Raw genomic sequence first — 24,352 nt, 5'->3', positions numbered from 1 at the left:
GGCGACCCCGGAAACGCTTGGGGCCGGTCTACTCGGCCCGACCGTTGGCGTGCTTGGGCAGGAAGAACATCAAGGCCCACATCACGATCAACGTGCCGCCGACCCACCACAGCACGCCGGTGAACGCGTCGCGGTTGAGCGCCTCGTCGGGTGAGCCGCCGGTGGCGGCGAAGAACACGAGGCCGTTCAGGGCGATACCGAGGGCATAGCCCAGCTGGAGGGCGGTGTTGAACAGGCCGGCGGCCGAACCGGCGCTTTCGTGTGGAACCTTCACCAGTGTCAGGTCGGCGATCGGTCCGCTGATCATCCCGAGGCCGAACCCGAGCAACAGGACCGGGACGGTCATCGGGAGCAAGGTCAGATCCTCGTGCCCGCTGCTGATCTGGAGCCCGTAGGCCGTCATCGAGGCGAGGGTGATCAGGGCTCCGGTCTGCGGCAGTCGACGCGCGAAGCGTCCGGCGGTCTTCGTCGCAAGCATCGCACCAGCCAACTCGCCGACGGCGAGCAGCACGAAGGCCAGTCCCGCCATCAGCGGGCTCATGCCCAGGCCACGCTGCAGGTACAGCGTCCAGGTCATGAAGAACAGCCCGACCAACAGACCCATCGTCAGCTGCGCGGACAGTCCACCGGAGAACTGCTTGACTTTGAACAGCGACAACTCCACCAACGGGGCGTCACCGGCGCGGCGCTGCTGGTGGCGCAAGAAGACACCGAGCACGAGCAGACCACCGGCGAGCATGGCGAAACACCAGAGCGGCCAGCCGTGGGCGTTGCCCTCGGTGAGCGGGAAAACGATCAGCACCATCGCGATCGCGGACAGCCCCACGCCGGCGAGGTCGAGCCGGTCGGCCTTCGCCGCGGTCGACTCGGTGATGAACTTGCGCCCGAGGATGATCACTGCGAGCCCGACCGGCACGTTGATCAAGAAGATCGGCCGCCAGGACAATCCGAACAGGTCGGCCTCGGTGAGCACGCCGCCCAGCACCGGGCCCACGACGCTGCCCATCGCCAGAACCGCTCCGAAGAGGCCGAAGGCCCTGCTGCGGTTCTCGCCGGCGAAAGTGACATGGAGGGTCGCCAGGACCTGCGGCATCATCACCGCGGCGGCACCGCCTTGCAGCACCCGGGCGGCGATCAGCATGCCGGGACCGGCCGCGAACCCGCACAGCAGCGAGGCCAGGGTGAACCCGATGGTGCCTAGCAGGAACACCTTGCGTCGGCCGTGGATGTCGCCGAGCCTGCCGCCGGTGATCAACGCGAGAGCGAACGCCAGTGCGTAGCCCGCGGTCACCCATTGCACGGCGGCCGGTCCGGCGCCGAGGGACTGCTGCAGGGTGGGGATGGCGGTGAGAACGACCGAATCGTCGACGATGTTCATGAGTTCGCCGGTCAGCAGGACCGCGAGGGCGATCCTGGCGGCCGTCGTCATCGTCGACGACGCACCGGACGAGGTGCGGGCGGGGGGATGAGGGGTGTGCTCGGGCTCGTTGTCGAGCGTGGGGGAATTCACGGTCGGACTCCTGTTCAGGAATCGGGGAGCTCAGCGTCAACCACACCGGGGCCGGACAACACAGAACCCGGGGCAGTCGGCAGAGCTGCACCCGGGAATGACAGAAAACTGCGGGGATGGGTGACGCAACTCAGACCGGTGCGACGTCCGCCCCCAGGCACGTTCGATGAATCAGAACGTGGAGGAATACGGACGACTAACGGGTCTGGGAGATACGCCACCACCTCGAATCCACTACAGAAGGAACAGGAGTCTCGAACTGCCGCCGAAGGAAATCTCCGGGGGCACGGACCGTCCTACGATACGACACACTCCGGATCGAGCGCACGCGAGATATGCGGACGTTCCAGCTCTCTGTTCAGCGAGGAGCAGAACCGTCCTGGTGTTCGGCTTCCAGGAGTGCGAGCAGTCCGGGAAACCTGCTCTCGACGTCCGTGCGTCGTAGGCGGATGCCCTTGCGGTTGCCGTAGTCGGTTTCGTCGATGAGACCTGCTTCGCGCAGCACCCGGAAGTGGTGGGTCTGGGTCTGCTTCGAGATCGGGAGATCGAACGAGTTACAGCCTCGCTCGCTGTCGGTGCGGTCGGCGGCCAACGCCGTGATCACCGAACGACGGTGCTCGTCAGCGAGAGCGCGAAGCACCACGCCCAGCTCGAGCGCATCGACCCCTGGACCGACCAGGTTCGTTCCGGCCACGGACACCTCCTTCAGGTACGTCTTGCATCGTACCTTGGTGGCGTGTTCTACTCGAGTACGAAATTGATCGTACCTAGACGGCCAGGAATGTGGTCGTCGGCGCTCCGAGAGGCCTTGTCATGAAGAAGCCCGAGGTGCTGATAGTCGGTGCCGGAATCGCCGGGCCCGCGCTCGCGTACTGGCTCGCCCGGAATGGCTACCGGCCGACCGTCGTCGAGCAGGCCCGGCAGCTGCGCTCCGGTGGCAGCGCGATCGTCGTGAAGGGGCCCGCGATACCGGTCGCCGAGCGGATGGGCATCCTGCCGCAGCTGCGCGAGCTCGCCACCCGCAATCGGTCGCTGTCCCTGCTCGACCCGGCCGGCAAACCAGTACTGCGACTTCCCTCCTCGGGTGGGTCGTCGACGGTCGAGGTGACCCGGGCCGACCTGTCCGAGGTACTCCACCGGTCGGCGCGGGGCGATGCCGAGTTCGTGTTCGACGACACGGTCACCGCACTCGATCAGGACGAAGGCGGGGTCGACGTCACCTTTCGACGGTCCGCGCCACGGCGTTTCGACTTGGTGGTCGGTAGCGATGGGATGCACTCCACCACACGGCGTCCGGTGTTCGGGCCCGAGCGGCAGTTCGTGCGCGACCTGGGTCTATACGGCGCGACCGTCCCGCTGGAACCCGACGCCATCGACGACCCGAGCGAGCTGACCATGCTGACCGTGCCGAACCGGATGCTGGTCGTCCACCCCTCGCGCACCACGCCGCTCGCGATCTTCACCTTCCGGGCCGCACAGCCGGCGCCCCACGACCGCAAAAACATCGCCCTCCACAAGCAAACCGTGGCCGACGCGTACGCCGACGTGCGGTGGCGGGCACCGGAACTCGTGGCGGCGTACCTCGACCACCCGGCCCCGTTCTTCGACCCCCTGACGACCGTCCGGATGCCCTCGTGGTCCCGTGGACGGGTCGTACTGCTCGGGGACGCGGCGGCGGCCACAGCCCTGCTGGGCGACGGGTCCAGCATGGCGATGGCCGGAGCGTATGCCCTCGCGGAAGAACTCGCCGCCCACCACGGCGATCACGCCCGCGCCTTCGCCACCTACGAGTCGCGGATCCGCCGCGAAGTGCGACCGCGGCAGCGACGCGTCGGCCTGCTCGCCGGACTCATGGTGCCCAGCACCCGGGCAGGGCTCGCGGTACGCAACACGATGGGCCGCGCGGTCGGTCAACTCCACCCCCGCCAGCCAACACCAGTCCCCATCAAACCTGCGTGAACCAAAGCGAATTACGAGACATCAGACGACCTTGGCGTCGATCAGCATGTTCCAGATCTCACCCTGGTCGACGACCTCGACACCGAGCTTCTCCGCCTTCGTCAGCTTGCTCTCGCCCACTCCCGCACCGGTGATGAGCATGTCGGTGCTCGCCGAAACCGAGGACGCCGCCGTCGCCCCCGCCTGCTCGCACAAGCGTTGGAACGTGGGGCGCGCGACCTTCTCACCAGAGCGCGGGTCACTGATTGCGCCGGTGATCACCACCGTCTTGCCTGCCAAGGGTGCACCGGCCGCAATGACCGGCGGTAGATCTTCTTCACGCACGTCCAGTGAGACACCGGCCGCGCGCAACCTCTCCAATTCCGGACGCAAGCGCGTGAGGTGCGCGACCAGGGAGGCAGCCACCTTCGTTCCGATGTCCTCCACCGCCACGAGCCGTTCCTCACCCGCGTCGGCAACCTCCTCCAGCGAGCCGAATCCCGACCGCGCCAGGCGAGCGGCAGTTCCGTCGGAGGCCATCGGGATCGACAGTCCGATCAGCGCGCGGCGCAGGCCGACCTGACGGCTGGCATCGATCGAGTCGATCATGCGCGTGGCCGAGACCTCGCCGACGCGATCGAACTCGAGCAGACGCTCCTTTGTCAGCGTGTAGAAGTCCGACGGGTTCTCCAGAATGCCTGCCTCAGCCAGTCGTTCGATCCACACCTGCCCGATGGCGTCGATGTCCGCGGCCGCTCGCGACGCCCAGTGGATCAGCCTGCGCACGGTCTGCGCGGGGCAGGAGGCGTTGGTGCAGAACAACTCTCGGCTATTGCCCTGCTCGGTCACCGGCTGCCCACAGGAGGGGCATGCGTTGGGCGCCAGGATCTCGCGCTCCTCGCCCGTGCGTTTGGCGGCATCGAGCACGCCCGCGACGAACGGGATCACATCGCCCGCGCGGCGCACCAGCACGGTGTCGCCGACCTTGATGTCGCGGGCCTTGATCACCTCTTGGTTGGCCAGCGTCGCCTTTGTCACCGTCGTGCCGCCCACGAACACCGGCTCCAGCCACGCGACCGGGACGATCTTGCCGGTCTTGCCGACATCCCAGACCACCTCGCGCAACAGCGTGGTCTTCTCCTCGGCGGCGAACTTGAACGCCAGCGCGCCACGCGGTGAGTTCGATCGAGTCCCGGCCGCCGCGTAGGCATCTCGGTCGGCCAGGCGCAGCACCGCGCCGTCGAGGTCGTAGTCGAGCTCGTTGCGACCTTGCTCGATCGCGGTGATCGCCGCCTGCGCCTGCTCGGCGTCGGCGCAGTGCCGCATCTGCGCACCCGCGATCCCGAGCGCTCGCAGCCCCTCTTCCAGGTCGACAGCCGCAGCACCGTCAGCGGTGTCCAAGTCGAAGCCGAAGAACTGCAACCGACGCTCGGCGACCGTGGCCGGGTCCTTGGCTCGAAGCGTGCCCGCCGCGGCGTTGCGTGGATTGATCAGCGGCTTGTCCGGATGCGCCGTGTTGTAGGCGAGGAAGGTGGAACGCAGCATCACCGCCTCGCCACGCACCTCCACCCGCCCCGAGCCGTCGATCCGGTCGGGGACGCCGTCGACCAGCGCGCGGACCAACATGGTCACGTCGTCACCGGTGGTGCCATCACCTCGGGTGATGGCACGCACCAGCCGCCCGTCCTCGAAGACCAAGGCCAGGGACAAGCCGTCGAGCTTCGGCATCACCACTACCGATTGGCCGGGGAAGCGGTTGAAGAACGCCGCGACCTGCTCGGGCTTGGTCGCCTTCTCGAGTGAGAGCATCGGCCGCGAGTGCCGGATCGGGGCGTGCAGCACCGCGGGCGCGCCGACCTGATCCAGCGGATTCGGGTCGGGCGTGAGGTCGGGATGCGCCGCGATCAGGGCGCGTAGCTCGTCCTCGATCGCGTCGTACTCGGCGTCGGCGACCAGCGGCGAGCCCTGATAGTAGGCATCGCGCAGCGCCACAATGCGATCCGCGAGCTCTCGGATATGTTCCCCGGTTTCCACAGCACGAGACGTTACCGATACCCACCGACACCCGTGCGCAACGACAACGCGTCAGTTGATGGCACCGCCGGATGGATATGGTCTCGGCATGCTCGAAACCCGCCTTGATCTTGACCGGATCCGCGCGGCTTGCCGCGTGATCGACCCCCAATTCCTGCATACCCCGATGTACCAGTGCGAGGCATTGGGACGTCGACTCGGCTGCACAGTGAGTATCAAACTCGAGACGGCGAACCCGGTCCGCAGCTTCAAAGCCCGTGGTACCGAGCTCGTGACGAGTCTGCTGACCGAGCAGGGCCGGACCGCCGCGGTGTGTGCCAGTGCAGGCAATCTCGGCCAGGCGCTCGGTTGGTCGGGTCGCCGCCGCGGCCTCGACGTGACGGTCGTGGCGTCGAGGCGAGCACCGCTCGCCAAACTCGATCGGATCCGCACGCTGGGTGCGGAACTAGAACTGGTGGACGGCGACATCGAAACCGCCCGCGAAAGAGCCGCGAGTATCGCGCAACAGCGCGGCATTCGACTGGTCGAGGACAGTCTGGACGTGGAGACCTGCGAGGGCGCCGCGACGATCGGTCTCGAACTCGCAAGTGCGAGAACGTCCTTCGACGCTGTCCTGATCGCCCTGGGTGGCGGCGCGATGGCCACCGGTGTCGGATACGTCCTCAAGTCCCTGCTTCCCGCCGTCGAGGTGATCTGTGTACAGCCGATGGGTGCACCGGCACTGACCCGCTCGTGGCACGAACGCCGGGTCATCACCACCGAATCGACCGACACCATCGCCGACGGCGTCGCCGGTCGATACCCCATCCCCGAGGTCTTGGACGATCTCCTCGCGGTCGCCGACGATGCCGTACTCGTTCAGGAGTCATCGATCGTCGCGGGCATTCGGATGCTCATGGAGCACACGGGTTTGGTCGTCGAGCCCTCAGCCGCCCTCGGCGTCGCAGCCGTCCTGGAAAACCGTGACCGTTTCGCCGACCGTCACATCGTCACCATCATCTGCGGCAGCAACGTCGACATGAATGCCTATCACCACTGGGTCTATCAGTGATCTGCGACAACAGATTCCGCATAGGTGGCTCCCCACCGACCCAACCACGCCACCGCCGGTTCGAGCGTCGCTCCCAATTCGGTGAGCGAATACTCCACTCGCGGCGGCACCTCCGGATAGATGGTCCGGTTGACGAGCCCGTCGGCTTCGAGCTCACGCAACTGCCGAGTCAGCACGCGCGGGTTGACCGGCCCCACCAATCGACCGAGCTCACCGAATCTGCGGCGCCCGCCGAGCAGGTTCTTGATGATCGTCAACTTCCACGCACCACCGAGGACCGAGACCGCAACTTCGACCGGACACACCGCCAACGCAGTCTCAACCTGCTTACGCATAACGCTCCTACCTCAATGCTTACCTTTCAGTCACTATGTGCCATGAATGTCAGTACTTGGCACATCGAGGACTAGGTACGAAAGTAGCCCTGTGACTACTTCCGGATCAATCCTGTGGATTTTCGCCCATCCAGATCCCGACTCACTCAGCCACTCGCTGTATCGACACGGCGTAGAACACCTGCGCCGCACGGGAAATCGGGTCACCGATGTCGACCTGCACGCGGAACACTGGAACCCGGTCCTGACCGATGCCGACACCACTGCCGCGCCCGGCGACACGCTCTCCGATCGGCAACACCATGCAACATTGCACCGCACGCTGCCCGCCGATGTCGCCCGCCAACAGCAACTCGTCATCGAATCGCACACCGTCATCGTGCAATTCCCGCTCTGGTGGTACGGCATGCCAGCGATCCTCAAGGGCTGGTTCGACCGCGTTTTCACCAACGGATTCGCCTTCGGCATCCGCGACCGGGACGGCAAAGTCTGCAAGTACGGCGACGGCGGCCTCGCCGGTCGACGCCTGCTGCCCATCGTCACCGCCGGTGACCGCGCCGACGCACTCGGCCCGCGAGGCATCAGTGGAGACATCGACGACATCCTCTGGCCCCTACTACACGGCACCGCGCACTACACCGGCATGCTGCCCCTGCGCCCGCACCTCATCAGCAGCGCCAACCGCGTCGACGACGCCACCCATCGCCACCTGGTCGACGCATTGACCACGCGCATGGACACCCTCGGCAGGGAACCACCCATCCGCTACCGACCGCTGCGCGGCGGCGATTACACCGCCACCCACGAACTGCAACCACACGTCAAACCCGGAGAACGCGGCTTCACCATCCACCGCCTGGACAACCCCGAGATGGCAGTGACTAGCTGTTCATGATTCCCGCCCACCCAGGTGTCGAGCGAGGAACCGCTCGATCGTGTGGAACAGCTCGATCTGGTTGTCCGGGTTCACAAACCCGTGTCCTTCGTCGTCCTTGATCAGATATTCGACCTCACCCCCACGCTTGCGGAGTGCGTCGACGAGATTGTCGGATTCGGCGCGCACCACCCGAACATCGTTGGCGCCCTGGACAACCAGCAGCGGGGTGCCAATGCGGTCCACGTGGGTGATCGGTGAGCGTGCGAGCATGTCGGCTTCCTGTTCCGGGTCGTCGGGGTCGCGACGAAGAGAGTCCAGTTGTTGGCGGTGTGCGGCTTGGAGAACGCAGGGATCGTGCGCAGGAAGTTGGCCAGGTTGGAGATGCCGACGTAGTCGATGGCCGCGGCGAAGACATCGGGGGTGAAGGCGACGCCGACGAGAGCGGAGTAGCCACCGTAGGACCCACCGAAGATCGCGACCCGTTCCCGATCGGCATAGCCCTGTTCGACGGCCCATTCCACGGCGTCGATCAGGTCGTCGTGCATCTTGCCCGCGAACTCTTTGATCGAGGCTTTGACGAACGATTTGCCGTACCCGATCGACCCGCGAAAGTGAAAAAGGAAAGGAGCTCACTGCTTCCTTTCCGTATTCAATATATAACTCACATGGGGACTTGCGGCAAGACCCCCTCCGTACCGCATACTCGCTGGCCGAGGCCAGAACCTGCGGAAATGGGAGTCACGAGGTTGCGTGTGTTGTTGTCGACCGATGGGTCGGGCGGGGATCTCGAGCCGACGGTGGGGCTCGCGGGCGGCGTGCCGAACAACGCGACATCGTCGAGCCAGCGGAAAGGTAAGGGGCACATGCCAACTCAGGGGCATGAAGAGGAACTAGGGTCCGAGCGCAGCTACGTGGCCGAGCTCTACACGCGCCTGGACGCCGAGCGCGCGCGGGTGAAAGGGCAGTACAGCGCGGCGTTGCGTGGCAGAGACGGGTCGGCGATGGAGCGCGAGGACCAGGTGCGCGCGCTGGGCAAATCGGTGCAGCGGCTGGATGTGGCCGACAACGGTCTGTCCTTCGGCCGGCTGGACACCCTGTCGGGCGAGCACTCCTACATCGGCCGGATCGGTCTCTACGACGAGGCGAACGAGTTCGAACCGCTGCTGCTCGATTGGCGGGCACCCGCGGCGCGCGCGTTCTACGTCGCCACCGCCGCGACACCGGAGAACATGCGTCGACGCCGCCAATTCCACACTCGCGGAAGACAAATCGTCGATTTCACCGACGAGGTCCTCGGCCGTCCCGATGACGGCGAGCGAGGCGACGCAGCACTGCTCGCGGCGGTCTACGCACCGCGCGGCGAGGGTATGCGCGACATCGTCGCGACGATCCAAGCCGAGCAGGACGAGATCATCCGCCTCGATCATCCGGGCGTGCTAATAATCGAAGGCGGACCGGGCACCGGCAAGACCGTGGTGGCGCTACACCGCGTCGCGTACCTGCTCTACACGCAGCGGGAGCGGATGGAACGCCAGGGTGTGCTCGTGGTCGGGCCCAATCCGGCGTTCCTGAACCACATCGCCCATGTGTTGCCGTCGCTGGGCGAGACCAACGTGGTGTTCACGACCGCGGGCGAGCTCGTCCCCGGACTGCGCGTCACCGCCGACGACACCCCGAAAGCCGCGAAGCTCAAGGGCTCACTGAAGATCCTGGAGGTGCTCGCCGCGGCGGTCGCCGATCGTCAACGCCTGCCGAAGGATCCGGTGACGATCGAATTGGCCGACGTCACGGTGCAGATCAACGCCGAGACCGCGGAGTGGGCCAGGGAGGAGGCGCGCGGGAGCGGGCGACCGCACAACGAGGCCCGCGAGGTGTTCCGCGAGATCATCACCTACGTGCTCACCGAACGAGCGATAGCCCGGATCGGCAAAGACTGGCTGACCCGCGACGACCGCGAAGCATGGGAGCAGCTGCGCGAAGACCTACTCGAAGAGCTCGCGGCGCACGACGCATTCACCGCCGTACTCGATGAACTCTGGCCGATCTTGACGCCGAAAGCATTACTGGCACAGCTGTATTCGTCGCACGATCGACTGCGTGCGGCGGGCGCCGACGAGGCACTGTGGCGTGCCGAAGGCGATGCCTGGACGGTGCCGGATGTGCCACTGCTCGACGAACTGGTCGACCTGCTCGGACCCGACAAACCGGCCGATCAGACCGCCGAGCGGGAACGAAAGGCCGAGGCCGAGTACGCCGCAGGCGTGCTGGACGTCATGGTCAGCCGCGAGGACATGATGGACGACGAGGACCACCTCTTCGCCCAGGACCTCCTCTACGCCGAAGACCTGGCCGACCGCTTCCTCGAACGCGACACCAGAGAACTCGCCGAACGCGCTGCGGCAGACCGGGATTGGACCTACCGCCACGTCGTGGTCGACGAGGCTCAAGAACTGTCCGCAATGAACTGGCGCGTCCTGATGCGCCGCTGCCCCGGTAAATCCTTCACGATCGTCGGCGATCTCGCCCAGCGCCGGTCGGTGGCCGGCGCGACCTCGTGGGACACCATGCTGGCGCCGTATGTCCCTGGCCGCTGGGCCTACCGCGCACTGTCGGTGAACTACCGCACCCCGGCCGAGATCATGAGCGTCGCCGCCGCACTACTCGCCGAGTTCGCCCCCGGGGTCCAGCCGCCGGAATCGGTCCGCGCGTGCGGGGTCCAGCCGTGGTCCAAGCAGGTCACCGATGACGAATTACCAGCTGCCATCGAGGAATTCGTCCGGGACGAAGCCGGTCGCGAAGGCACCAGTGTCGTGATCGGACCACCGGGCGTACCGGGCACCGTGACGGCATCGGAAACCAAGGGCCTGGAGTACGACGCTGTCCTGGTCGTGGACCCGGAACGAATCCTCGCCGACGGTCCACGCGGCGCGGCCGAGCTGTACGTAGCCCTCACCCGAGCCACTCAGCGCCTCGGCGTCCTCCATCAGGGCCCATTGCCCGAGGCCCTGACCGGACTCACCGAGATCGGCACGCCCGTCCGGGCCGGAAATCAACGGTAGGCGTAGCGATTTCATGTGCAGACAGGCTCTGCGCGCGAAGTCGACGCCCCTCAACCTGTCCGCGCGGCGTTCCGGCGGACAGGTTGGGCCCACCCATGACCACGGCTAGCGCGCCAATGCTGCGGGAGCCCAAGCGACGCAGCCACTGAGCAGCCCGTCGAAGTGACCTCCGAACTCTGTGTTCGTTACGCGGTCAACTGGTATCGAGCCGGATTCCTGCCTCGGATGTTCTGGGAGTTCCCGCGCCCGACCCACTGACAGCGGCGCGTGGCGCACACCGAATTCACCTGCCCCACAGCAGATTACGACCGCGTCGATCCATGGCAAGCGTCGGAGATACCGTCGAGCCAGTCGCGGATCGCGGCTTGTTGCGCGGGAGTGAATGAGGCTTCCAGTTCAGCCTCACGGCGGCCGACGGCGACGCGAGCCTCGGCCAGGCGGATTCGGCCGGATTCAGTGACGCTGATCTGGTGGGTGCGGCCGTCGGAGGGGTGGGGGCGGCGTTCGATCAGGCCCTCTTGTTCGAGCCCGCCGAGCATTTCGTTGGCGGCTTGGCGGGAACTCGCGACCTCGCGGGCGATGTCGGCGACCGACATTCCGGGGTGCGCGGCCGTCATCATCAAGGTGGCGTACTGCGATGTGGACAGGCCGAAGGCCTTGAGCTCCTCCCCGATTGCCGCCCGCATGTTCAGCCAGACCTTGCGGACCATGAAGGTGAGCGACCCGACCTCGTCCCGGTAGGAACCCAACGAAAAGACCTCCTCGGCATTGACAGGTTCCTGACGATTATGCCAAGTTAATCGTCAGGTTCTTGCCAATCTTAGCGAAGGTTTCCATGATCATGTCTCCGACGTTGCCGAAGCCAAGGCAGCGGTTGATCCTCGCCGTACTCGTGTTGTCCTCGTTCCTGATCTGGATGGACAACACCATCCTCAGCCTGACCTTCCAGACCCTCGCCGACCCGGTCCGCGGCATCGGCGCAACACCCGCCCAGCTGCAATGGGCGACCGGTTCCTACACGCTGGTCTTCGCCGCCCTGATGTTCACCGCGGGCGCACTGGGCGACCGGTTCGGACACCGCACCGTGCTCGCCACCGGCATGGCGACCTTCGCCGCCGCATCGATATGGGCGGCCTACGCCGGTGACGCAAGCCAGCTGATCGCCGCGCGAGCCGCGATGGGCGTGGGCAGCGCGCTGATCATGCCCGCCACCATGGCGATCCTCACCTGGACCTTCACCGGACCCGCCCGGGCAGCCGCGATCGGCGTTTCCTCGGCCTCGGCCGGTGTCGGAATCGCGGCAGGGCCTCTGCTCGCGGGTGTGTTGCTCGACCATTTCTGGTGGGGCTCAGTGTTTCTCATCAACGTCCCGGCGGTGCTGGTCGGGTTGGTGGGGATCGCCACGCTGATCCCCGAATTCCGCAGCCCGACCCCGCGGTCGCTGGACCTGACCGGTCTGCTGCTATCGATCACCGGGCTCGCCGCGTTGGCTTACGGGCTGATTCGCGCGGGGCAGGTGGCCGCGTGGAGCCGGGCGGATGTCTGGGCGCCGATCACCGCGGGCCTGATCCTGTTGGGCTCCTTCGTGTTCGTCGAACTGCGCAGCCGCCAGCCGAGCTTCGATCCTCGACTACTCGCGGAGCGGACGTTCGGCGGTGGCAATGCCGCGCTCGGGCTGTTGCTCTTCGCCATGACCGCCGCCGGTTTCTACGGAGCGTTCTATCTGCAAGGCGCACGGGGCTTCTCGCCGCTGCAGGCCGGGTTCGCCACTTCGCCGGCCGCGCTGGGTGCGATCGTGGGCGGGCCGCTCGGCATCCGATTGGTGCGCCGCTGGTCGCTCCGCCCGGTCACCGCGACCGCGTTGGCCGTGGCGGCGCTGGCGATGGGCAGCTTCGCGTTCTTCGGCCTACATACCCCGCTCGTCTGGAACGAGATCGTGTTGCTGGTCCAGGGTCTGTCGATCGGCATCGTGATGGGCAGCGTGACCGCGGCTTTGATGAACACCCTGCCGTTGACGCAGGCCGGTGCCGGATCCGCGGTCACCAACACCGTGCGCCAGACCGGCAGCGTGCTCGGCATCGCGGTCGGCGGCACGATCATGTCCATCGCGTACCGCCGTGGGATCGAGTCCGCACTGCACGACCTGCCCGCCGAGGTACAGGAGCGGGCACAGGTCTCCGCCGAACAGACCAGACACGTCGCGACAGTGATCCAGAGCCCCGATCTGGTGCGAGCCGCCGATGCCGCGTTCATCCACGCGATGCACGTCGGCGCGGTCTGGACGATGGTCATCGCACTCACCGGCGCAGCCGTGTTGGTGATTGCCTTGCGCCCGAAGCGAAATCCGGTCGATGTGGCGCCGGAACAGGCCGACGTCCCCGAGCCGGTCGCGGTGACCGGGGGCTGAGCTCTCAGCATCGATTCCGTAGATCAGCACCTCACTCCTTGCGTGTGAGGTGCTGATCGCATCACGGACGACTGGCCTCCGCGCCGAGGATGAGTTCGGCGATGTGCTCGGCGAAGGTCGGCCACAGGTCGCGGGGCAGGTGGTGGCCCATCCCGTCGAAGACAACCAGTTTCGCGCCGGGGATGGCTTCGGCAGTGGCGCGGCCGCCGCTGACGTCGCACATCAGATCGTCGGCACCGTGCAGCACCAAGGTCGGCAGATGTAGCGCCTTCAGTTGTGCGGTTCGGTCGCCGGAGGCCACGACCGCGACGAAGTGGCGCATCATCGCCTCGTGGTCACGTCCTCGGTCGTAGACGCGTCCGGCTGTTTCGGCGACGGCGTCCTCGTCGAAGGCGAATCCGGGCGACCAGATCGCCCGCGAGGCTCGGATCTGCCAGTCGATGTAGCTCTGCCGGTCGTGCGGTTGCGGACCCAACGGACCGATCGCGGCGAAATCGGCATCGCCGACACCGGGAGCTCCGGTGCGCGAACTGATCGACGTCAGCGATCGGACGCGGCCGGGGTGTTCGATCGCCATGGTTTGCGCGATCATTCCGCCCATGGACAGGCCGACCAGGTGCGCACTCTCGAAACCGAGTGCGTCGAGCAGGCCGACGGTATCGGCGGCCATGTCCGACAGGTTGTACGACGCGGTGGCGAGATCACCGGCCATCGCCGCAGGCATATCGACGATCGGCGCGTCGGACATGTGCGACGAATGGCCCGTGTCCCGGCTGTCGAAGCGGACGACGTGCAGACCGCGGTCGACGAGCTCGGCGCAGAACCCGTCCGGCCAGTTGATCATCTGCGCACCGCCACCCATGATCAGCAGCACCGGCGGCAAGGAGGGGTCGCCGAAACGTTCATAGGCGATCTCGATCCCCGAAGGACCGACCCGCAGCGCCTTCTCCTCAACCATTGTTCCTCCGCTCCGCACCACCGAACAGCAGCACACGCATACCGCCCAGCCCGCCCCGAAAATCGCGCCGGACGACCGCTACTCAGCGGCCGCACCCGACTCAGGTCTGCGAGTATGCGGCACCGACGGGCCCTTGCCGCAAGCCCACCTGTGCGATATAAGTTGAAATGGAAGAGTTCCGGGATGCAAAACCGCCTCCGTTCGGCACACACTGCTTACTTGCATCGCCCGCAAACCCAACGCCGCACAGTCATTCAACCGGCGATTCCATTCAGAAACTCCGTCGTAGAAGCCTGACGCACACAGCGGCCACCTCGAATCAGCATCGAATGCTGAGACGCACTCAATGCAACGACGTGCATTGCGCCACAACAAAAGTCGACTACATCGCCGACCCGGCCAGCATCCGCACATCCCCGAGAGTGTCGGCAAGCGCGACAAGCGCACCCGAACATCCGGCATCAACAATCAGCGACGCCAACTCATCCCCTCGCGTATTCCCCCGATTGACGATCACCACCGGCCGCCCGCGCTTGGCCGCATGCCGCACGAACCGCAACCCCGACATCACCGTCAACGACGACCCCGCCACCAGCAACGCATCCGCATCATCGACCAACTCGAACGCCGCCGCCACCCGCTCCTTCGGAACATTCTCACCGAAATACACGATGTCGGGCTTCAACATTCCCCCACACCCCGCGCAATCGACCATCCGGAAACTGTCGGTATCGGCGACAACCGCGTCGGCATCGGGCGCGACCTCCACACCATTCGTCGTCGCCCCCTCGGCGAAGCCCGGATTCGCCGCCTCCAGCCGATCCGCCAACGCCATCCGAGATATCAACGCCTCACAACCCAAGCACCGCACCCGCGCATAGGTACCGTGCAGATCGATCACCCGACGATGCCCCGCCTTCGTATGCAGCAGATCGACATTCTGGGTGATCAAACCGCTCACCACACCCATCCGCTCGAGCCGCGCCAGCGCGCGATGCCCCGGATTCGGCCGCGACGCATCCATCCGCCGCCAGCCGATGTGATTGCGCGCCCAATACCGCTGCCGGAACACCGCGTCACCGACGAACTGCTGATAGGTCATCGGATTGCGCGGCGGCGAGGCCGGACCGCGATAGTCGGGGATACCGCTGTCGGTCGACACCCCGGCACCGGTCAGCACGACCACCCGCCGACCGGCCAGCAACTCGACCAGCCGCGCGAAGTCCGGTTCCGAGATGTCCGACATCAGTTCAGGGTACGACGACCCGCGATGTGCGGATCAGACGCGGCGCATCACCGACACCACTTTCCCCAGCACGGCGGCCTTATCACCGTCGATGACCTGGTAGGCGGGGTTGCGCGGCTCGAGATACACGTGGCCGTTGCGCTGCCGATACACCTTCACCGTCGCCTCCCCGTCGATCATCGCGGCAACGATCTCCCCCGAATGCGCCTCGTTCTGCTGACGCACCACCACGATGTCACCGTCACAGATCGCCGCATCGATCATCGAGTCCCCGCGCACCCGCAGACCGAACACGGTGCCGCGCCCGACGAGCTGCCGTGACATCGTCACCATGTCGTCGGTGTGCTCCTCGGCCAGGATCGGCGTGCCCGCCGCGATGTCACCGACCACGGGCACCGCCACCGAATCCTCGTTCGATTCCCGCGGCGCCGAACCCTGCAGGAACATCCGCACATCGATCGGCCGCGACATCGTCTCGCTGCGCCGCAGGAACCCCTTCTCCTCCAGGCTGTTCAGATGCTTGGACACCGACGAGGAAGACCGCAACCCGACCGCGTCGCCGATCTGCCGGGAGTTCGGCGCGTAGCCCTGCCGGACCACCCAGTCCCGAATCGTGGCAAGGATCCGCTGCTGCCGTTCCGGCAGCCGGGAGGTGTCGAGATGCTCGAGGTCGTCGTAGGTCACCGGGGAATCGTAGAGGTCATCGCCGATCACACCGCCGCACAGGTCATTACGGAGTGTCGCGTGGGGTTCGGTCAGTCGTCGCGTTCGGATTTGCTTCGCTCGACACAGAATTCGTTGCCTTCGGGGTCGAGCAGGGTGACCCAGCCGCGACCGTCGGCGGTGCGGTGATCCTCATACAGTGCCGCGCCCAGGGTGATCAGGTGCTCGACTTCTTCGTCGCGGGTGCGCTCGGTGGGCATCCAATCGAAGTGGATCCGGTTCTTCACCGTTTTGCTCTCCGGAACCCGGATGAACAGGAATCCCGGAACCGGCGCGGGCGCGGTCAGCAGGGCCTCGTCGTCGTCCACTTCGTCGTCATCCGACATCGGCCAGCCGGTGACGGCGCTCCAGAACGACGCGAGTTTGTAGGGATCGGCGCAGTCGATCGTGATGTGGCGAAGAATCATGCGGGCGAGCCTATCGGTGACCCGAGTGCCGATGCAGCGCATTAAACTGCCTCACGGTACGGGTTCGCTCGTCGCGGAGCAGGATTGGCCCGTGCACACCTTCGTCCTCGATCGAGTCGGCGTGATCGCCGGTTCGACACCACTGCTCGTCGACATCGACGTCACCCTGCGCGGGGGTCGATGCACCGCGGTGGTCGGGCCGAGCGGGACGGGCAAGACCACGCTGTTGCGGCTGCTCAACCGGCTCGCCGAACCGAGCAGCGGACGGATCCTGCTCGATGACGCCCCGATCACCGGCCTCGATGTACTGGAGTTGCGGCGCCGGGTCGGGCTGGTGCCGCAGCGATCGGTCTTGCTGAGCGATGTCGTAGTCGACGAGGTGCGGGTCGGTCGCGCCGATCTACCGATCCCGCAGGTGCACGCCTTGTTGGCCCGGGTTGGGTTGCCGGAGTCGTTCGCCGATCGTCGCTGCGCGGAGTTGTCCGGCGGTGAGGCGCAACGGGTCTGCCTGGCCCGCGCGCTCGCGGTCGAACCCGACGTCCTGCTGCTGGACGAACCGACCTCGGCGTTGGACGCGGCCGCCGTCACGATCATCGCCGACCTTGTTCGCGGGCACGTCGATGCGGGCGGCTCCGTGGTGCTCGTCAGCCACGATCACAGCTTCGTGCGCACCGTCGCCGACGACGTCCTACTGCTCGACGACAAACGCCTCATACCCGATGACCAAGCCGATCGGAAATCCTGATGGTACAGGGACTTTCAGTGCCCGACTGGACGGGCGTCTCGGCCTCGCTGCTGCTGGTCGCCCTGGCGGCTTTCATCGCCTACCGCCAGCACCTGGACCTCACCCGCGAACTGGTGATCGCCGCGATCCGCGCAGGCGTTCAGCTGGTCGCGGTCGGCGCGATCCTGCTGATCGTGTTCCGCCACACCGCACTACCCGGCGCGTTCGCCTGGGTGATCCTGATGGTGATCATCGCCGGCCAGGTCGCGGGCCGCCGCGGCGCAGGACTTCCGCAGGCGCGCCGCACCGCGACGATCGGCGTGGCCGCGGGCACCACGATCACTCTCGGCGCGCTCGTGCTGCTGGGCGTGATCTCCACCGAACCCCGCGTCGTCGTCCCGGTCGGCGGCATGATCGTCTCCGGCGCGATGCAGGCCACCGGGATCGCGCTGCGCAGAATCCGCGAGGACGCCAGACAGTCCAGGGCTGCCATCGAAGCCCGGCTGTGTCTGGGATTGCCTGCGCGCCAAGCCTTTTTGCCCCATCGGCAGTCCGCTTTGCGTACTGCGCTGGTCCCGTCGATCGATGCCACGAAGGTCGTCGGCTTGATCAGCCTGCCCGGCGCGATGACCGGACTCATACTTGCCGGTGTCGACCCGCTCACCGCGATCCGCTACCAGATCGTGGTCATGTACATGCTTCTCGCCGCCACCGCCCTGGCCGCGCTCACCGCCGCCCGTGTCGCCGAACGCGCGTTGTTCGACGACGCCCAGCGTCTCGTCCCGCTACCGGATTGATCCCGGACTCATCGTTGACGGGTTTCATGGCGTCGTACTGCTTACGCCGTCGTACCGCGAGTTGATCCGGTGAGGGTGGCGACCGGTGTCACCCAGCGATGCAGAGCATCAGGGAGACCGTCGTCCGCGGGTGTGGTGCTCAGCCAGGCGGTGTGGCCGTCCGGGCGCAGCAGAAGTGCGCGGATTTCCGGATGCTCCGGACACTTCGCGTGGACGGTGGTGACCGAGGCCGACCACGTCGAAAACGCCTGTTCTGGAGTCAGATCCAGCAACACCGGACGGCCTGGGTACAGCAGCGAGGCTAGGGTCGTTTCGCCGTCAGCGGTCGACAAAGCGAGGTTGGGGGCGAGGCGGCCGAGCCAGCGGTGATCACCCGGCTCGTAACAGGTGTCGAGGCCGGTCAGGATCTCGGTCAGCGCGCGGTTGCCTTCCGGGTGTGCCGCGACCCGCTGGACCAACTCGGCCAGCGGCGATGCGTTTTCGCCGAGCAGCACCTGCGCCCGCTGATTCGACAGGAGTGCGACACCGGTCGCGTGCCGTTCCTCGTGGTAGGTGTCGAGCAAGCCCTCGGGCGCACTGCCGCGGACCGTGGCAGCGAGCTTCCAACCCAGGTTGAACGCGTCATCAATCGCCACATTGACGCCTATTGCCCCGGCAGGCGGATGGATGTGCGCCGCATCGCCTGCCAGCAGGACCCGCCTATCGCGGAAGCGGTCGGCCAGGCGCGCGGCGTCCCCGAACCGGGTCAGCCAGCGTGGCGCGCGCAGTTCGACGTGCCGGCCGAGCGCATCGGACACCTGGGCTTGCAGCAACTCCAGCGTCACCGGGGTGTCTTTTGCTGCGGGCGAGTCGGTTTCGCCCACGATGACGCGGACGTATCCGGGCCGGGGGATGACGAACACATTGCGCCCGTCCGGTCCGGTCGACAGCCCGAACGGCAGGTCGCATTCGACGTCGCCGAGCAAGGCGAAGAAGGTGGCGTCGGTGCCGGGAAACGCGATTCCCGCGCTCTTGCGCACAACACTTCGGCCACCATCGCAGCCGACAAGGTACCGCGCGGTCACCTGAGTGACGTGCGGTCCGTCGTGAACCGTGGCGGTGACCGACTCCGTGTCCTGCTCGATTCCGCGAACCTCGCGACCGCGCAGGACGGTGGCACCCAGCTCGATCGCCCGCTCGGCCAGCACCTCTTCGACGCGGGTCTGCGGGATACCCAGCGAGAACGGGTGATCGGTCCGAGTCCCGGCCAGCACCAACGGCTGCGCGATCCCGGTGGCCGGAACGTTCGGCACCTGATGGCCTTCGGCGATGAACCCGTCGGCCAGGCCGCGCCGCGCGAGCAGGTCCAAGGAACGGGCGTTGAGGTTATAGCCGCGACACCACAACGGTTCCAGCGAACGTTCGAGGACAGTCGTACGAACCCCGGCGAGCGCGAGCTCATAGGCGAGCATCAGACCCGCCGGGCCCGCGCCGACGATCAAGACTTCGGTATCCAGTGGACGGTTCGACATCGTGCTCCCCCTCAGAACGTGCCGGGCTCAGGCCAAGGCAGCGAACCATCGCGGATCTCGGCGACGGTCTGCCGAGTCCATTCCAGTTCGGCCCGCAAGGCGTGCCGCACGTACTCGACTTCGATCATGAACAGCCGCGGCGCGCCCGCACCGACGGTCTCCTGCAGTGCGGTTTCCGCACCGGAAATGCGTTCGACTAGATGGCGTGCGCGCTCCTCGAGGGCATCGGCCGCACGCTCAGGACCCAGCGCACCGAGATAGCTCACCGCGGCAATGAACTTCGGGAACTCCGCGACCGGAGTCCGCACCAGCTCATCGAGCCACGAGACGAACTCCTCACGCCCGAGCTCGGTATGCGCGTAGACCGTCCGCTCCGGACGGTTGCCATCCCGGACCGTCTCCACCGGCTCGATCCAGCCGTGCCGCGCGAGCACCTCGACCGTGTCGTACAACGAACCAGAGTTGATCTTGAAACTGCCGTCCTTGTGCCGTTCCCGCAGCGTAGTGGCCATTTCATAGGGATGCATCGGGCGTTCGAGCAGCAGCCCGAGCAGCGCGAGAGCCAGGGTGTTGGTGACCTTACGGCGTGCCATCATTAGTCGCTTCCTACTAGTCGGAACCGACTATACGCGCGCGGCACTGCGCGAGCGAACTCAACCCGGGTACGACAGAGCCGCGCGTAGTCGTTCAGCCAACGCGCTCGCCTGCTCGGGCGTCCACGGCAAGACGCCGTTTTCCGCCATCAGTGCATGGAACTGCTGCTCGCGGTAGGGCACGCCCGGCGGCAGTGGCGAGACGTGCCAGTGCACATGCGCATTGCCCTGCTGGCTGCCCAGGCTCAGCAGGTATGTGCGTTCGACCGGCAGAACGTCCTCGACAGCGCGCGCTACCCGGTAGACCAATGCCATCAGCTTCAGGAATGCATCCTCGGCAAGATCGCGCACGACGTGCTCGTGATGGATCTTCGGCGCGACCAGCACATGGCCGAGCAGCGTCGGATACTTCGACAGGAACGCGATGTTGCGCTCGTCCTCGGCGATGACCTGATGCCACTCGTCTTGCTCGGCGACTACCCCGCAGATGAAGCAGGGACTCGACTGGACGCGCTCGGCGTAGGCGGCGACATCGAACGGAATACGTTGCATACCAACCGATTCTGCCGTGCCGCCGACGCCACGACCGCCCGCTACCGATACGCGGTCACGGAAGGTGCTGTGCCGCAACCGTGGCGGGCGGCTGATTCACCGCCAAGTCGGGGACCGTGCCCTCGAACCGCTCGATCTCAACCAACGACAACTGACCTGTACAGCCCTGACTCAACGTCGAAGAGGGACGGTCCGGAGTCAGCACGTTCGGGTTGCCATGGCGGCAGAACGCGGCATTCGCGGGGTCGGGGTCGTACCAGGCACCGGTGGACAGTTGCGCGACTCCCTGCCGGACCGCGTCGTCGACGACCAGTCCGGCCAGGCAGCTACCGCGCTTGCTGATGATGCGGACGGTGTCCCCGTTGTGCAGGCTGCGGGCCGCGGCGTCGTCGGGGTGCAATCGAACCGGTTCGCGCCCGGCGACTTTGGTGGATTGGCTGTACGCGCCGACATCGAGTTGGCTGTGCAGCTTGGACCGCGGCTGGTTGGCGACCAGTTGCAGCGGGAACTCGGCCGGAGCACCCAACCATTCCTCCGGCTCGAACCACGTCGGGTGGCCGGGGCAGTCGGCATAACCGAAGCCGTCGATGGTCTCGGAGAAGATCTCGATCTTGCCGCTGGGCGTACTGAGTGGGAATCGCTCGGGGTCGGCGCGGAAGTCGGCGGCGAACACCTGTTGCGGGTCGGGCACGGGCAGTTCGATGTGCTCGCTGGCCCAGAACGTGTCGAAGTCGGGCAGCGCGTGCCCGCTGCGCCGGAGCCGCCATTCCTCATAGAGGTGACGCAACCACTCGTCGGCGGTGCGTCCCTCGGTGAATTCCTTGCCGATACCGAGTCGTTCGGCCAACTCGCCGAAGATGGCGTAGTCGTCCCACGCTTTGCCGTGTGGCTTGGTGATCGCCTTCATCGGAAACAGGACGCGGTCGTTTTCACCTGCGCCGTAGTCGTCACGTTCGATCGTCATGGTGGAGGGCAGCACGAAATCCGCGTGCCGGGCCGTCGAGGACCAGAACGGATCGTGCACCACCACGGTCTCGGGACGGGCGAACGCCTCACGCAACCGGGCGAGATCCTGGTGATGATGAAAGGGATTCCCGCCGGCCCAGTAGACCAGCCGGATATCGGGGTAGGTCAGGTGTTGCCCGTTGTACTCGAAGGGTTGGCCTGGGTTCAACAGCATGTCGGCGATCCGCGCGACCGGAATGAAAGTGTCGACCCCATTGGGCCCTTGCGGAAGCCGCGGCGGGGAGAACTCCCGCGCAGGCTCCCCCACGCTCGCCGTCGACCCATAACCGTGTCCGAATCCGCCACCGGGCAGTCCGATTTGGCCGAGCATCGCCGCGAGCACCACCCCCAACCACAGCGGCTGCTCACCGTACTGTGCGCGCTGCAACGACCAGCTGACCGTCACGAACGTCCGCGCGGCCGCCATCTCGCGTGCGAGTGTCCGGATGCGCTCGGCCGGTAGCCCGGTGAGCGACGAGGCCCACTCCGGAGACTTGACGATTCCATCCGCCTCGCCGCGCACATAGCCGACGAAACGCTCGTAGCCCACCGTGTACTTGTCCAGAAATGCGTTGTCCGCCAGGCCTTCCGCGTCCAGCACCTGCGCCAGCGCCAACATCAGCGCCGTATCGCTGCCCGGTCGCGGCGCGAGCCACTCCGCGTCCGCCTCCGCGGGGATGTCGTCGCGCAACGGCGTGATCGACACGAACCGGCAGCCCCGTGCCCGCGCGGCCCCGATCCATCCCCGCGTATTGTGCCGAGACACTCCGCCCGGCGACACCGCCGCGTTCTTCGGCGACAACCCGCCGAACGCCACTACCAACTCCGCGTGTTCCGCCAGCACGGTCTTCGACGTCGCCTGCTCCAACACCACACCGAGGTGGGCGATCACATGCGGCATCAGCACCTGCGACACCCCGAGGCTGTAGCTGTTGACGTGCCGCACGTACCCGCCGAGGCAGTTCAGGAACCGATGCGTCTGACTCTGCGCGTGATGAAACCGTCCCGCACTGGCCCACCCATAAGACCCGCCGTACACGGCTTCGGCACCGTGTTCGCGATATACCCGCCTCAACTCACCGGACAGCAGATCCAGCGCCGTCTCCCATGACACCGGCACGAACGGTTCGTCCCCACGCCCGGCCGCCCCCGGCCCACGCTCCAACCACCCCCGCCGAACATAGGGTTGATCGACCCTGGTCGGATGATGTTGTGCGGACGCCACATTCTCGATCAGCCGCATCGGCTCGGGATCGTCGCGCCAAGGCCGAACAGCGGTCAGCCGAACACCATCGCTGTCGGCCTCGAAGGCACCCCAGTGCGTCAGATGCGTGGTCACCATCCCACCGTAACCCGGCCGTACGACAAAGTGGCGGCCACGTCGACGGCCATCAGGAACGGCACGACTCACCGACGCCACGAACACATTTCAACTCGCCGTCGGCACCACGATCTCCCCTCGGGCCGAGCGGGTCTCAGACCCGGCGCAGCTCGAACATCCGGAACTGACGCCCGCCGGAGAGCTCGTACTCCATCTCGTACCCAGGCCAGAACTCAACAGCCAGATCCCAGGCCGGTTTGCGATCGACACCGGTGAGCTCGGTGACCCCGACCGTGAACTGCTCACCCTTGTGCCGAACCGTCGCGGTACTGGCCGCACGCAGATTCGCCGACCACACCGGATGCTTCGGACTGCCCCAGTTGGAACCGAGCACCAGAAAGTCCTCGCCGCGCGGCACATACAGCAGCGAGGTGGTCCGCGCGATGCCGGTCTTACGACCCGCGACCGTCACCTCGATCGAGGGCAACCCCACCAGATCCAGCACACCCATCCGGCCGTGGGTCCAGCGCCGAACCACACGCTCCACCGGAATAACGACCGGCGCCGTGCGCATGACCCAGCGCTGTTGAGCCAACCTACGAGCAATCGGAGGCAGCGGATTCGACACCATCTCAGAATCCTGACACGCCGTCGTTCCTCAGTCGCCACGGCAGGCCGCGACCGAGGGGCATGTCACACCGTCGACCCACGCCGCACCGCAAAGTCGTTGACACACAACGCTCCACGAACGCGACTGTGCGGTCGATCCGTCGGATCGACCGCACAGTCCCACTACAACAACCTCACGCCAGCGCGATCGCCGCACTCAACGCCGCGACCGCGATGAACTGCAACGCGACTCGCGCATTGACCACGCTGTCCCACTTGTCCTGCAGCGCACGGGCATTCGGCGGCGTCGTCCCCGCCTGCGCGGCGGCGGTCTGCAGCTGATTGACCGGCTTGGCCACCCGAACGTAGATGGCCAACCAGCTCACCAACGCCACCACCGCAATACCCGCCGCGACTGCCGCCTCGCTCAAGCCGCCGACGGCCGCCAACACCGCGGTCAGCACCGCCGTGACGACACCACTGATCCCGACGATCGGCATCCGACGGTCACCGTAGTAATGACCCCACCCCGCCGAGGCGGTCACCGTGGCATCGTCCAACCGTGCATACACCGACCGCGTGATCAGGGCATAGCAGGCGTCGGTCCCGTACACGACCGCGTTAGCGAGCACCGCCACGATGCCGAGGACCTGAACGATTGTGCTGAACATTGGTGACTCCGTCTATAGATCTAG

22 protein-coding genes and 1 pseudogene are annotated in these 24,352 nt (G+C 66.3%); 7 read left to right on the top strand and 16 right to left on the bottom strand.

All coding sequences use genetic code 11. The annotated features are described in order from the left end of the window. Positions 1-28: 28 nt before the first annotated feature. Both ACQPW1_RS25065 and ACQPW1_RS25060 read right to left on the bottom strand, forming a co-directional pair. The gene (locus ACQPW1_RS25065) at positions 29-1,510 is read right to left on the bottom strand and encodes an MFS transporter (RefSeq protein WP_433653930.1); all 1,482 of its coding nucleotides are present in this window, start codon (positions 1,508-1,510) and stop codon (positions 29-31) included. Positions 1,511-1,868: 358 nt separating this feature from the next. Then, positions 1,869-2,204 (bottom strand): ArsR/SmtB family transcription factor, encoded by a 336-nt coding sequence (locus tag ACQPW1_RS25060; RefSeq protein WP_433653929.1) that lies wholly within the window; start codon positions 2,202-2,204, stop codon positions 1,869-1,871. 119 nt (positions 2,205-2,323) lie between these two features. Between ACQPW1_RS25060 and ACQPW1_RS25055 the strand changes: the two genes are divergently transcribed. Then, positions 2,324-3,469, top strand: a complete 1,146-nt coding sequence (locus ACQPW1_RS25055) for an FAD-dependent oxidoreductase (RefSeq protein WP_433653927.1) — start codon at positions 2,324-2,326, stop codon at positions 3,467-3,469. A gap of 21 nt (positions 3,470-3,490) precedes the next feature. On the opposite strand, the gene ligA is transcribed toward ACQPW1_RS25055, so the two are convergent. Further along, the gene (gene ligA / locus ACQPW1_RS25050) at positions 3,491-5,482 is read right to left on the bottom strand and encodes an NAD-dependent DNA ligase LigA (RefSeq protein WP_433653926.1); all 1,992 of its coding nucleotides are present in this window, start codon (positions 5,480-5,482) and stop codon (positions 3,491-3,493) included. A gap of 88 nt (positions 5,483-5,570) precedes the next feature. On the opposite strand from ligA, the gene ACQPW1_RS25045 reads away from it, so the two are divergent. Then, positions 5,571-6,533: a threonine ammonia-lyase gene (locus ACQPW1_RS25045; protein ID WP_433653925.1), complete on the top strand. Its 963-nt coding sequence runs from the start codon at positions 5,571-5,573 to the stop codon at positions 6,531-6,533. Here ACQPW1_RS25045 and ACQPW1_RS25040 read toward each other — a convergent pair. Next, positions 6,527-6,868 (bottom strand): winged helix-turn-helix transcriptional regulator, encoded by a 342-nt coding sequence (locus ACQPW1_RS25040; RefSeq protein WP_433653924.1) that lies wholly within the window; start codon positions 6,866-6,868, stop codon positions 6,527-6,529. The two genes, ACQPW1_RS25045 and ACQPW1_RS25040, sit on opposite strands and share 7 nt — an antisense overlap. 91 nt (positions 6,869-6,959) lie before the next feature. Between ACQPW1_RS25040 and ACQPW1_RS25035 the strand changes: the two genes are divergently transcribed. Next, positions 6,960-7,763: an NAD(P)H-dependent oxidoreductase gene (locus ACQPW1_RS25035; RefSeq protein WP_433653922.1), complete on the top strand. Its 804-nt coding sequence runs from the start codon at positions 6,960-6,962 to the stop codon at positions 7,761-7,763. On the opposite strand, the pseudogene ACQPW1_RS25030 reads toward ACQPW1_RS25035, so the two are convergent. Beyond that, positions 7,758-8,359, bottom strand: a pseudogene (locus tag ACQPW1_RS25030) (alpha/beta hydrolase family protein); the annotation flags it as partial. The gene ACQPW1_RS25035 and the pseudogene ACQPW1_RS25030 sit on opposite strands and share 6 nt — an antisense overlap. Positions 8,360-8,608: 249 nt before the next feature. On the opposite strand from ACQPW1_RS25030, the gene helR reads away from it, so the two are divergent. Further along, on the top strand, positions 8,609-10,804 hold the full coding sequence (gene helR, locus ACQPW1_RS25025; RefSeq protein ID WP_433665328.1) for an RNA polymerase recycling motor ATPase HelR: 2,196 nt from the start codon (positions 8,609-8,611) through the stop codon (positions 10,802-10,804). A 302-nt stretch (positions 10,805-11,106) separates the two neighbouring features. Here the strand turns inward: helR and ACQPW1_RS25020 are convergent, their stop codons facing one another. Next, on the bottom strand, positions 11,107-11,553 hold the full coding sequence (locus tag ACQPW1_RS25020; protein WP_433653921.1) for a MarR family winged helix-turn-helix transcriptional regulator: 447 nt from the start codon (positions 11,551-11,553) through the stop codon (positions 11,107-11,109). A gap of 92 nt (positions 11,554-11,645) precedes the next feature. On the opposite strand from ACQPW1_RS25020, the gene ACQPW1_RS25015 reads away from it, so the two are divergent. After that, the gene (locus ACQPW1_RS25015) at positions 11,646-13,211 is read left to right on the top strand and encodes an MFS transporter (protein ID WP_433653920.1); all 1,566 of its coding nucleotides are present in this window, start codon (positions 11,646-11,648) and stop codon (positions 13,209-13,211) included. Between the two features lie 61 nt (positions 13,212-13,272). On the opposite strand, the gene ACQPW1_RS25010 is transcribed toward ACQPW1_RS25015, so the two are convergent. The 4 genes from ACQPW1_RS25010 to ACQPW1_RS24995 all read right to left on the bottom strand — a co-directional run bounded on the left by ACQPW1_RS25010 (position 13,273) and on the right by ACQPW1_RS24995 (position 16,545). After that, on the bottom strand, positions 13,273-14,169 hold the full coding sequence (locus tag ACQPW1_RS25010; protein WP_433653919.1) for an alpha/beta fold hydrolase: 897 nt from the start codon (positions 14,167-14,169) through the stop codon (positions 13,273-13,275). 382 nt (positions 14,170-14,551) lie between these two features. Beyond that, the gene (locus ACQPW1_RS25005; RefSeq protein WP_433653918.1) at positions 14,552-15,415 is read right to left on the bottom strand and encodes an NAD-dependent protein deacetylase; all 864 of its coding nucleotides are present in this window, start codon (positions 15,413-15,415) and stop codon (positions 14,552-14,554) included. A gap of 33 nt (positions 15,416-15,448) precedes the next feature. Continuing rightward, positions 15,449-16,099 carry a transcriptional repressor LexA gene (gene lexA, locus ACQPW1_RS25000; protein WP_433653916.1) on the bottom strand — a complete coding sequence of 217 codons (651 nt, stop codon included), beginning with the start codon at positions 16,097-16,099 and terminating at the stop codon, positions 15,449-15,451. A 71-nt stretch (positions 16,100-16,170) separates the two neighbouring features. Further along, entirely contained in the window at positions 16,171-16,545 is a 375-nt protein-coding gene (locus ACQPW1_RS24995; protein ID WP_433653914.1) for a VOC family protein, read from the bottom strand. 91 nt (positions 16,546-16,636) lie between these two features. Between ACQPW1_RS24995 and ACQPW1_RS24990 the strand changes: the two genes are divergently transcribed. Together ACQPW1_RS24990 and ACQPW1_RS24985 are read left to right on the top strand one after the other, a co-directional pair. After that, the gene (locus ACQPW1_RS24990) at positions 16,637-17,290 is read left to right on the top strand and encodes an ABC transporter ATP-binding protein (protein WP_433653913.1); all 654 of its coding nucleotides are present in this window, start codon (positions 16,637-16,639) and stop codon (positions 17,288-17,290) included. Between the two features lie 17 nt (positions 17,291-17,307). Next, positions 17,308-18,066 (top strand): ABC transporter permease, encoded by a 759-nt coding sequence (locus tag ACQPW1_RS24985; RefSeq protein WP_433653912.1) that lies wholly within the window; start codon positions 17,308-17,310, stop codon positions 18,064-18,066. Between the two features lie 41 nt (positions 18,067-18,107). Here the strand turns inward: ACQPW1_RS24985 and ACQPW1_RS24980 are convergent, their stop codons facing one another. The 6 genes from ACQPW1_RS24980 to ACQPW1_RS24955 all read right to left on the bottom strand — a co-directional run bounded on the left by ACQPW1_RS24980 (position 18,108) and on the right by ACQPW1_RS24955 (position 24,328). Then, the gene (locus ACQPW1_RS24980) at positions 18,108-19,577 is read right to left on the bottom strand and encodes an FAD-dependent monooxygenase (RefSeq protein ID WP_433653911.1); all 1,470 of its coding nucleotides are present in this window, start codon (positions 19,575-19,577) and stop codon (positions 18,108-18,110) included. An 11-nt stretch (positions 19,578-19,588) separates the two neighbouring features. Continuing rightward, positions 19,589-20,173 (bottom strand): PadR family transcriptional regulator, encoded by a 585-nt coding sequence (locus ACQPW1_RS24975; RefSeq protein WP_433653910.1) that lies wholly within the window; start codon positions 20,171-20,173, stop codon positions 19,589-19,591. Between the two features lie 57 nt (positions 20,174-20,230). After that, positions 20,231-20,722 (bottom strand): HIT family protein, encoded by a 492-nt coding sequence (locus ACQPW1_RS24970; protein ID WP_433653909.1) that lies wholly within the window; start codon positions 20,720-20,722, stop codon positions 20,231-20,233. A gap of 55 nt (positions 20,723-20,777) precedes the next feature. After that, entirely contained in the window at positions 20,778-23,069 is a 2,292-nt protein-coding gene (locus ACQPW1_RS24965) for a molybdopterin guanine dinucleotide-containing S/N-oxide reductase (protein WP_433653908.1), read from the bottom strand. Between the two features lie 133 nt (positions 23,070-23,202). Continuing rightward, entirely contained in the window at positions 23,203-23,622 is a 420-nt protein-coding gene (locus tag ACQPW1_RS24960; RefSeq protein WP_433653907.1) for a nitroreductase family deazaflavin-dependent oxidoreductase, read from the bottom strand. Between the two features lie 229 nt (positions 23,623-23,851). Continuing rightward, positions 23,852-24,328, bottom strand: coding sequence for a DUF1772 domain-containing protein (locus tag ACQPW1_RS24955; protein WP_433653905.1), 477 nt, complete (start codon positions 24,326-24,328; stop codon positions 23,852-23,854). Positions 24,329-24,352 lie beyond the last annotated feature (24 nt).

Origin of the sequence: Nocardia sp. CA-128927 (assembly GCF_050955855.1) — a bacterium.
GTDB lineage: Bacteria > Actinomycetota > Actinomycetes > Mycobacteriales > Mycobacteriaceae > Nocardia.
Note: the sequence above shows the minus strand (reverse complement) of the source record. Positions and strands in the feature narration are given on the sequence as shown.

Excerpts from the sequence above, each read along its gene's own strand:
- helR (WP_433665328.1), top strand. The coding sequence starts at position 8,609 with ATGCCAACTCAGGGGCATGAAGAGGAACTAGGGTCCGAGCGCAGCTAC.
- ACQPW1_RS25045 (WP_433653925.1), top strand. The coding sequence starts at position 5,571 with ATGCTCGAAACCCGCCTTGATCTTGACCGGATCCGCGCGGCTTGCCGC.
- ACQPW1_RS24960 (WP_433653907.1), bottom strand. The coding sequence starts at position 23,622 with ATGCGCACGGCGCCGGTCGTTATTCCGGTGGAGCGTGTGGTTCGGCGC.
- ACQPW1_RS25055 (WP_433653927.1), top strand. The coding sequence starts at position 2,324 with ATGAAGAAGCCCGAGGTGCTGATAGTCGGTGCCGGAATCGCCGGGCCC.
- ACQPW1_RS24965 (WP_433653908.1), bottom strand. The coding sequence starts at position 23,069 with ATGGTGACCACGCATCTGACGCACTGGGGTGCCTTCGAGGCCGACAGC.
- ACQPW1_RS24995 (WP_433653914.1), bottom strand. The coding sequence starts at position 16,545 with ATGATTCTTCGCCACATCACGATCGACTGCGCCGATCCCTACAAACTC.
- ACQPW1_RS25040 (WP_433653924.1), bottom strand. The coding sequence starts at position 6,868 with ATGCGTAAGCAGGTTGAGACTGCGTTGGCGGTGTGTCCGGTCGAAGTT.
- ACQPW1_RS25005 (WP_433653918.1), bottom strand. The coding sequence starts at position 15,415 with ATGTCGGACATCTCGGAACCGGACTTCGCGCGGCTGGTCGAGTTGCTG.
- ACQPW1_RS24970 (WP_433653909.1), bottom strand. The coding sequence starts at position 20,722 with ATGCAACGTATTCCGTTCGATGTCGCCGCCTACGCCGAGCGCGTCCAG.
- ACQPW1_RS25015 (WP_433653920.1), top strand. The coding sequence starts at position 11,646 with ATGTCTCCGACGTTGCCGAAGCCAAGGCAGCGGTTGATCCTCGCCGTA.
- ACQPW1_RS24975 (WP_433653910.1), bottom strand. The coding sequence starts at position 20,173 with ATGATGGCACGCCGTAAGGTCACCAACACCCTGGCTCTCGCGCTGCTC.
- ACQPW1_RS24980 (WP_433653911.1), bottom strand. The coding sequence starts at position 19,577 with ATGTCGAACCGTCCACTGGATACCGAAGTCTTGATCGTCGGCGCGGGC.
- ACQPW1_RS24955 (WP_433653905.1), bottom strand. The coding sequence starts at position 24,328 with ATGTTCAGCACAATCGTTCAGGTCCTCGGCATCGTGGCGGTGCTCGCT.
- ACQPW1_RS25010 (WP_433653919.1), bottom strand. The coding sequence starts at position 14,169 with ATGGTTGAGGAGAAGGCGCTGCGGGTCGGTCCTTCGGGGATCGAGATC.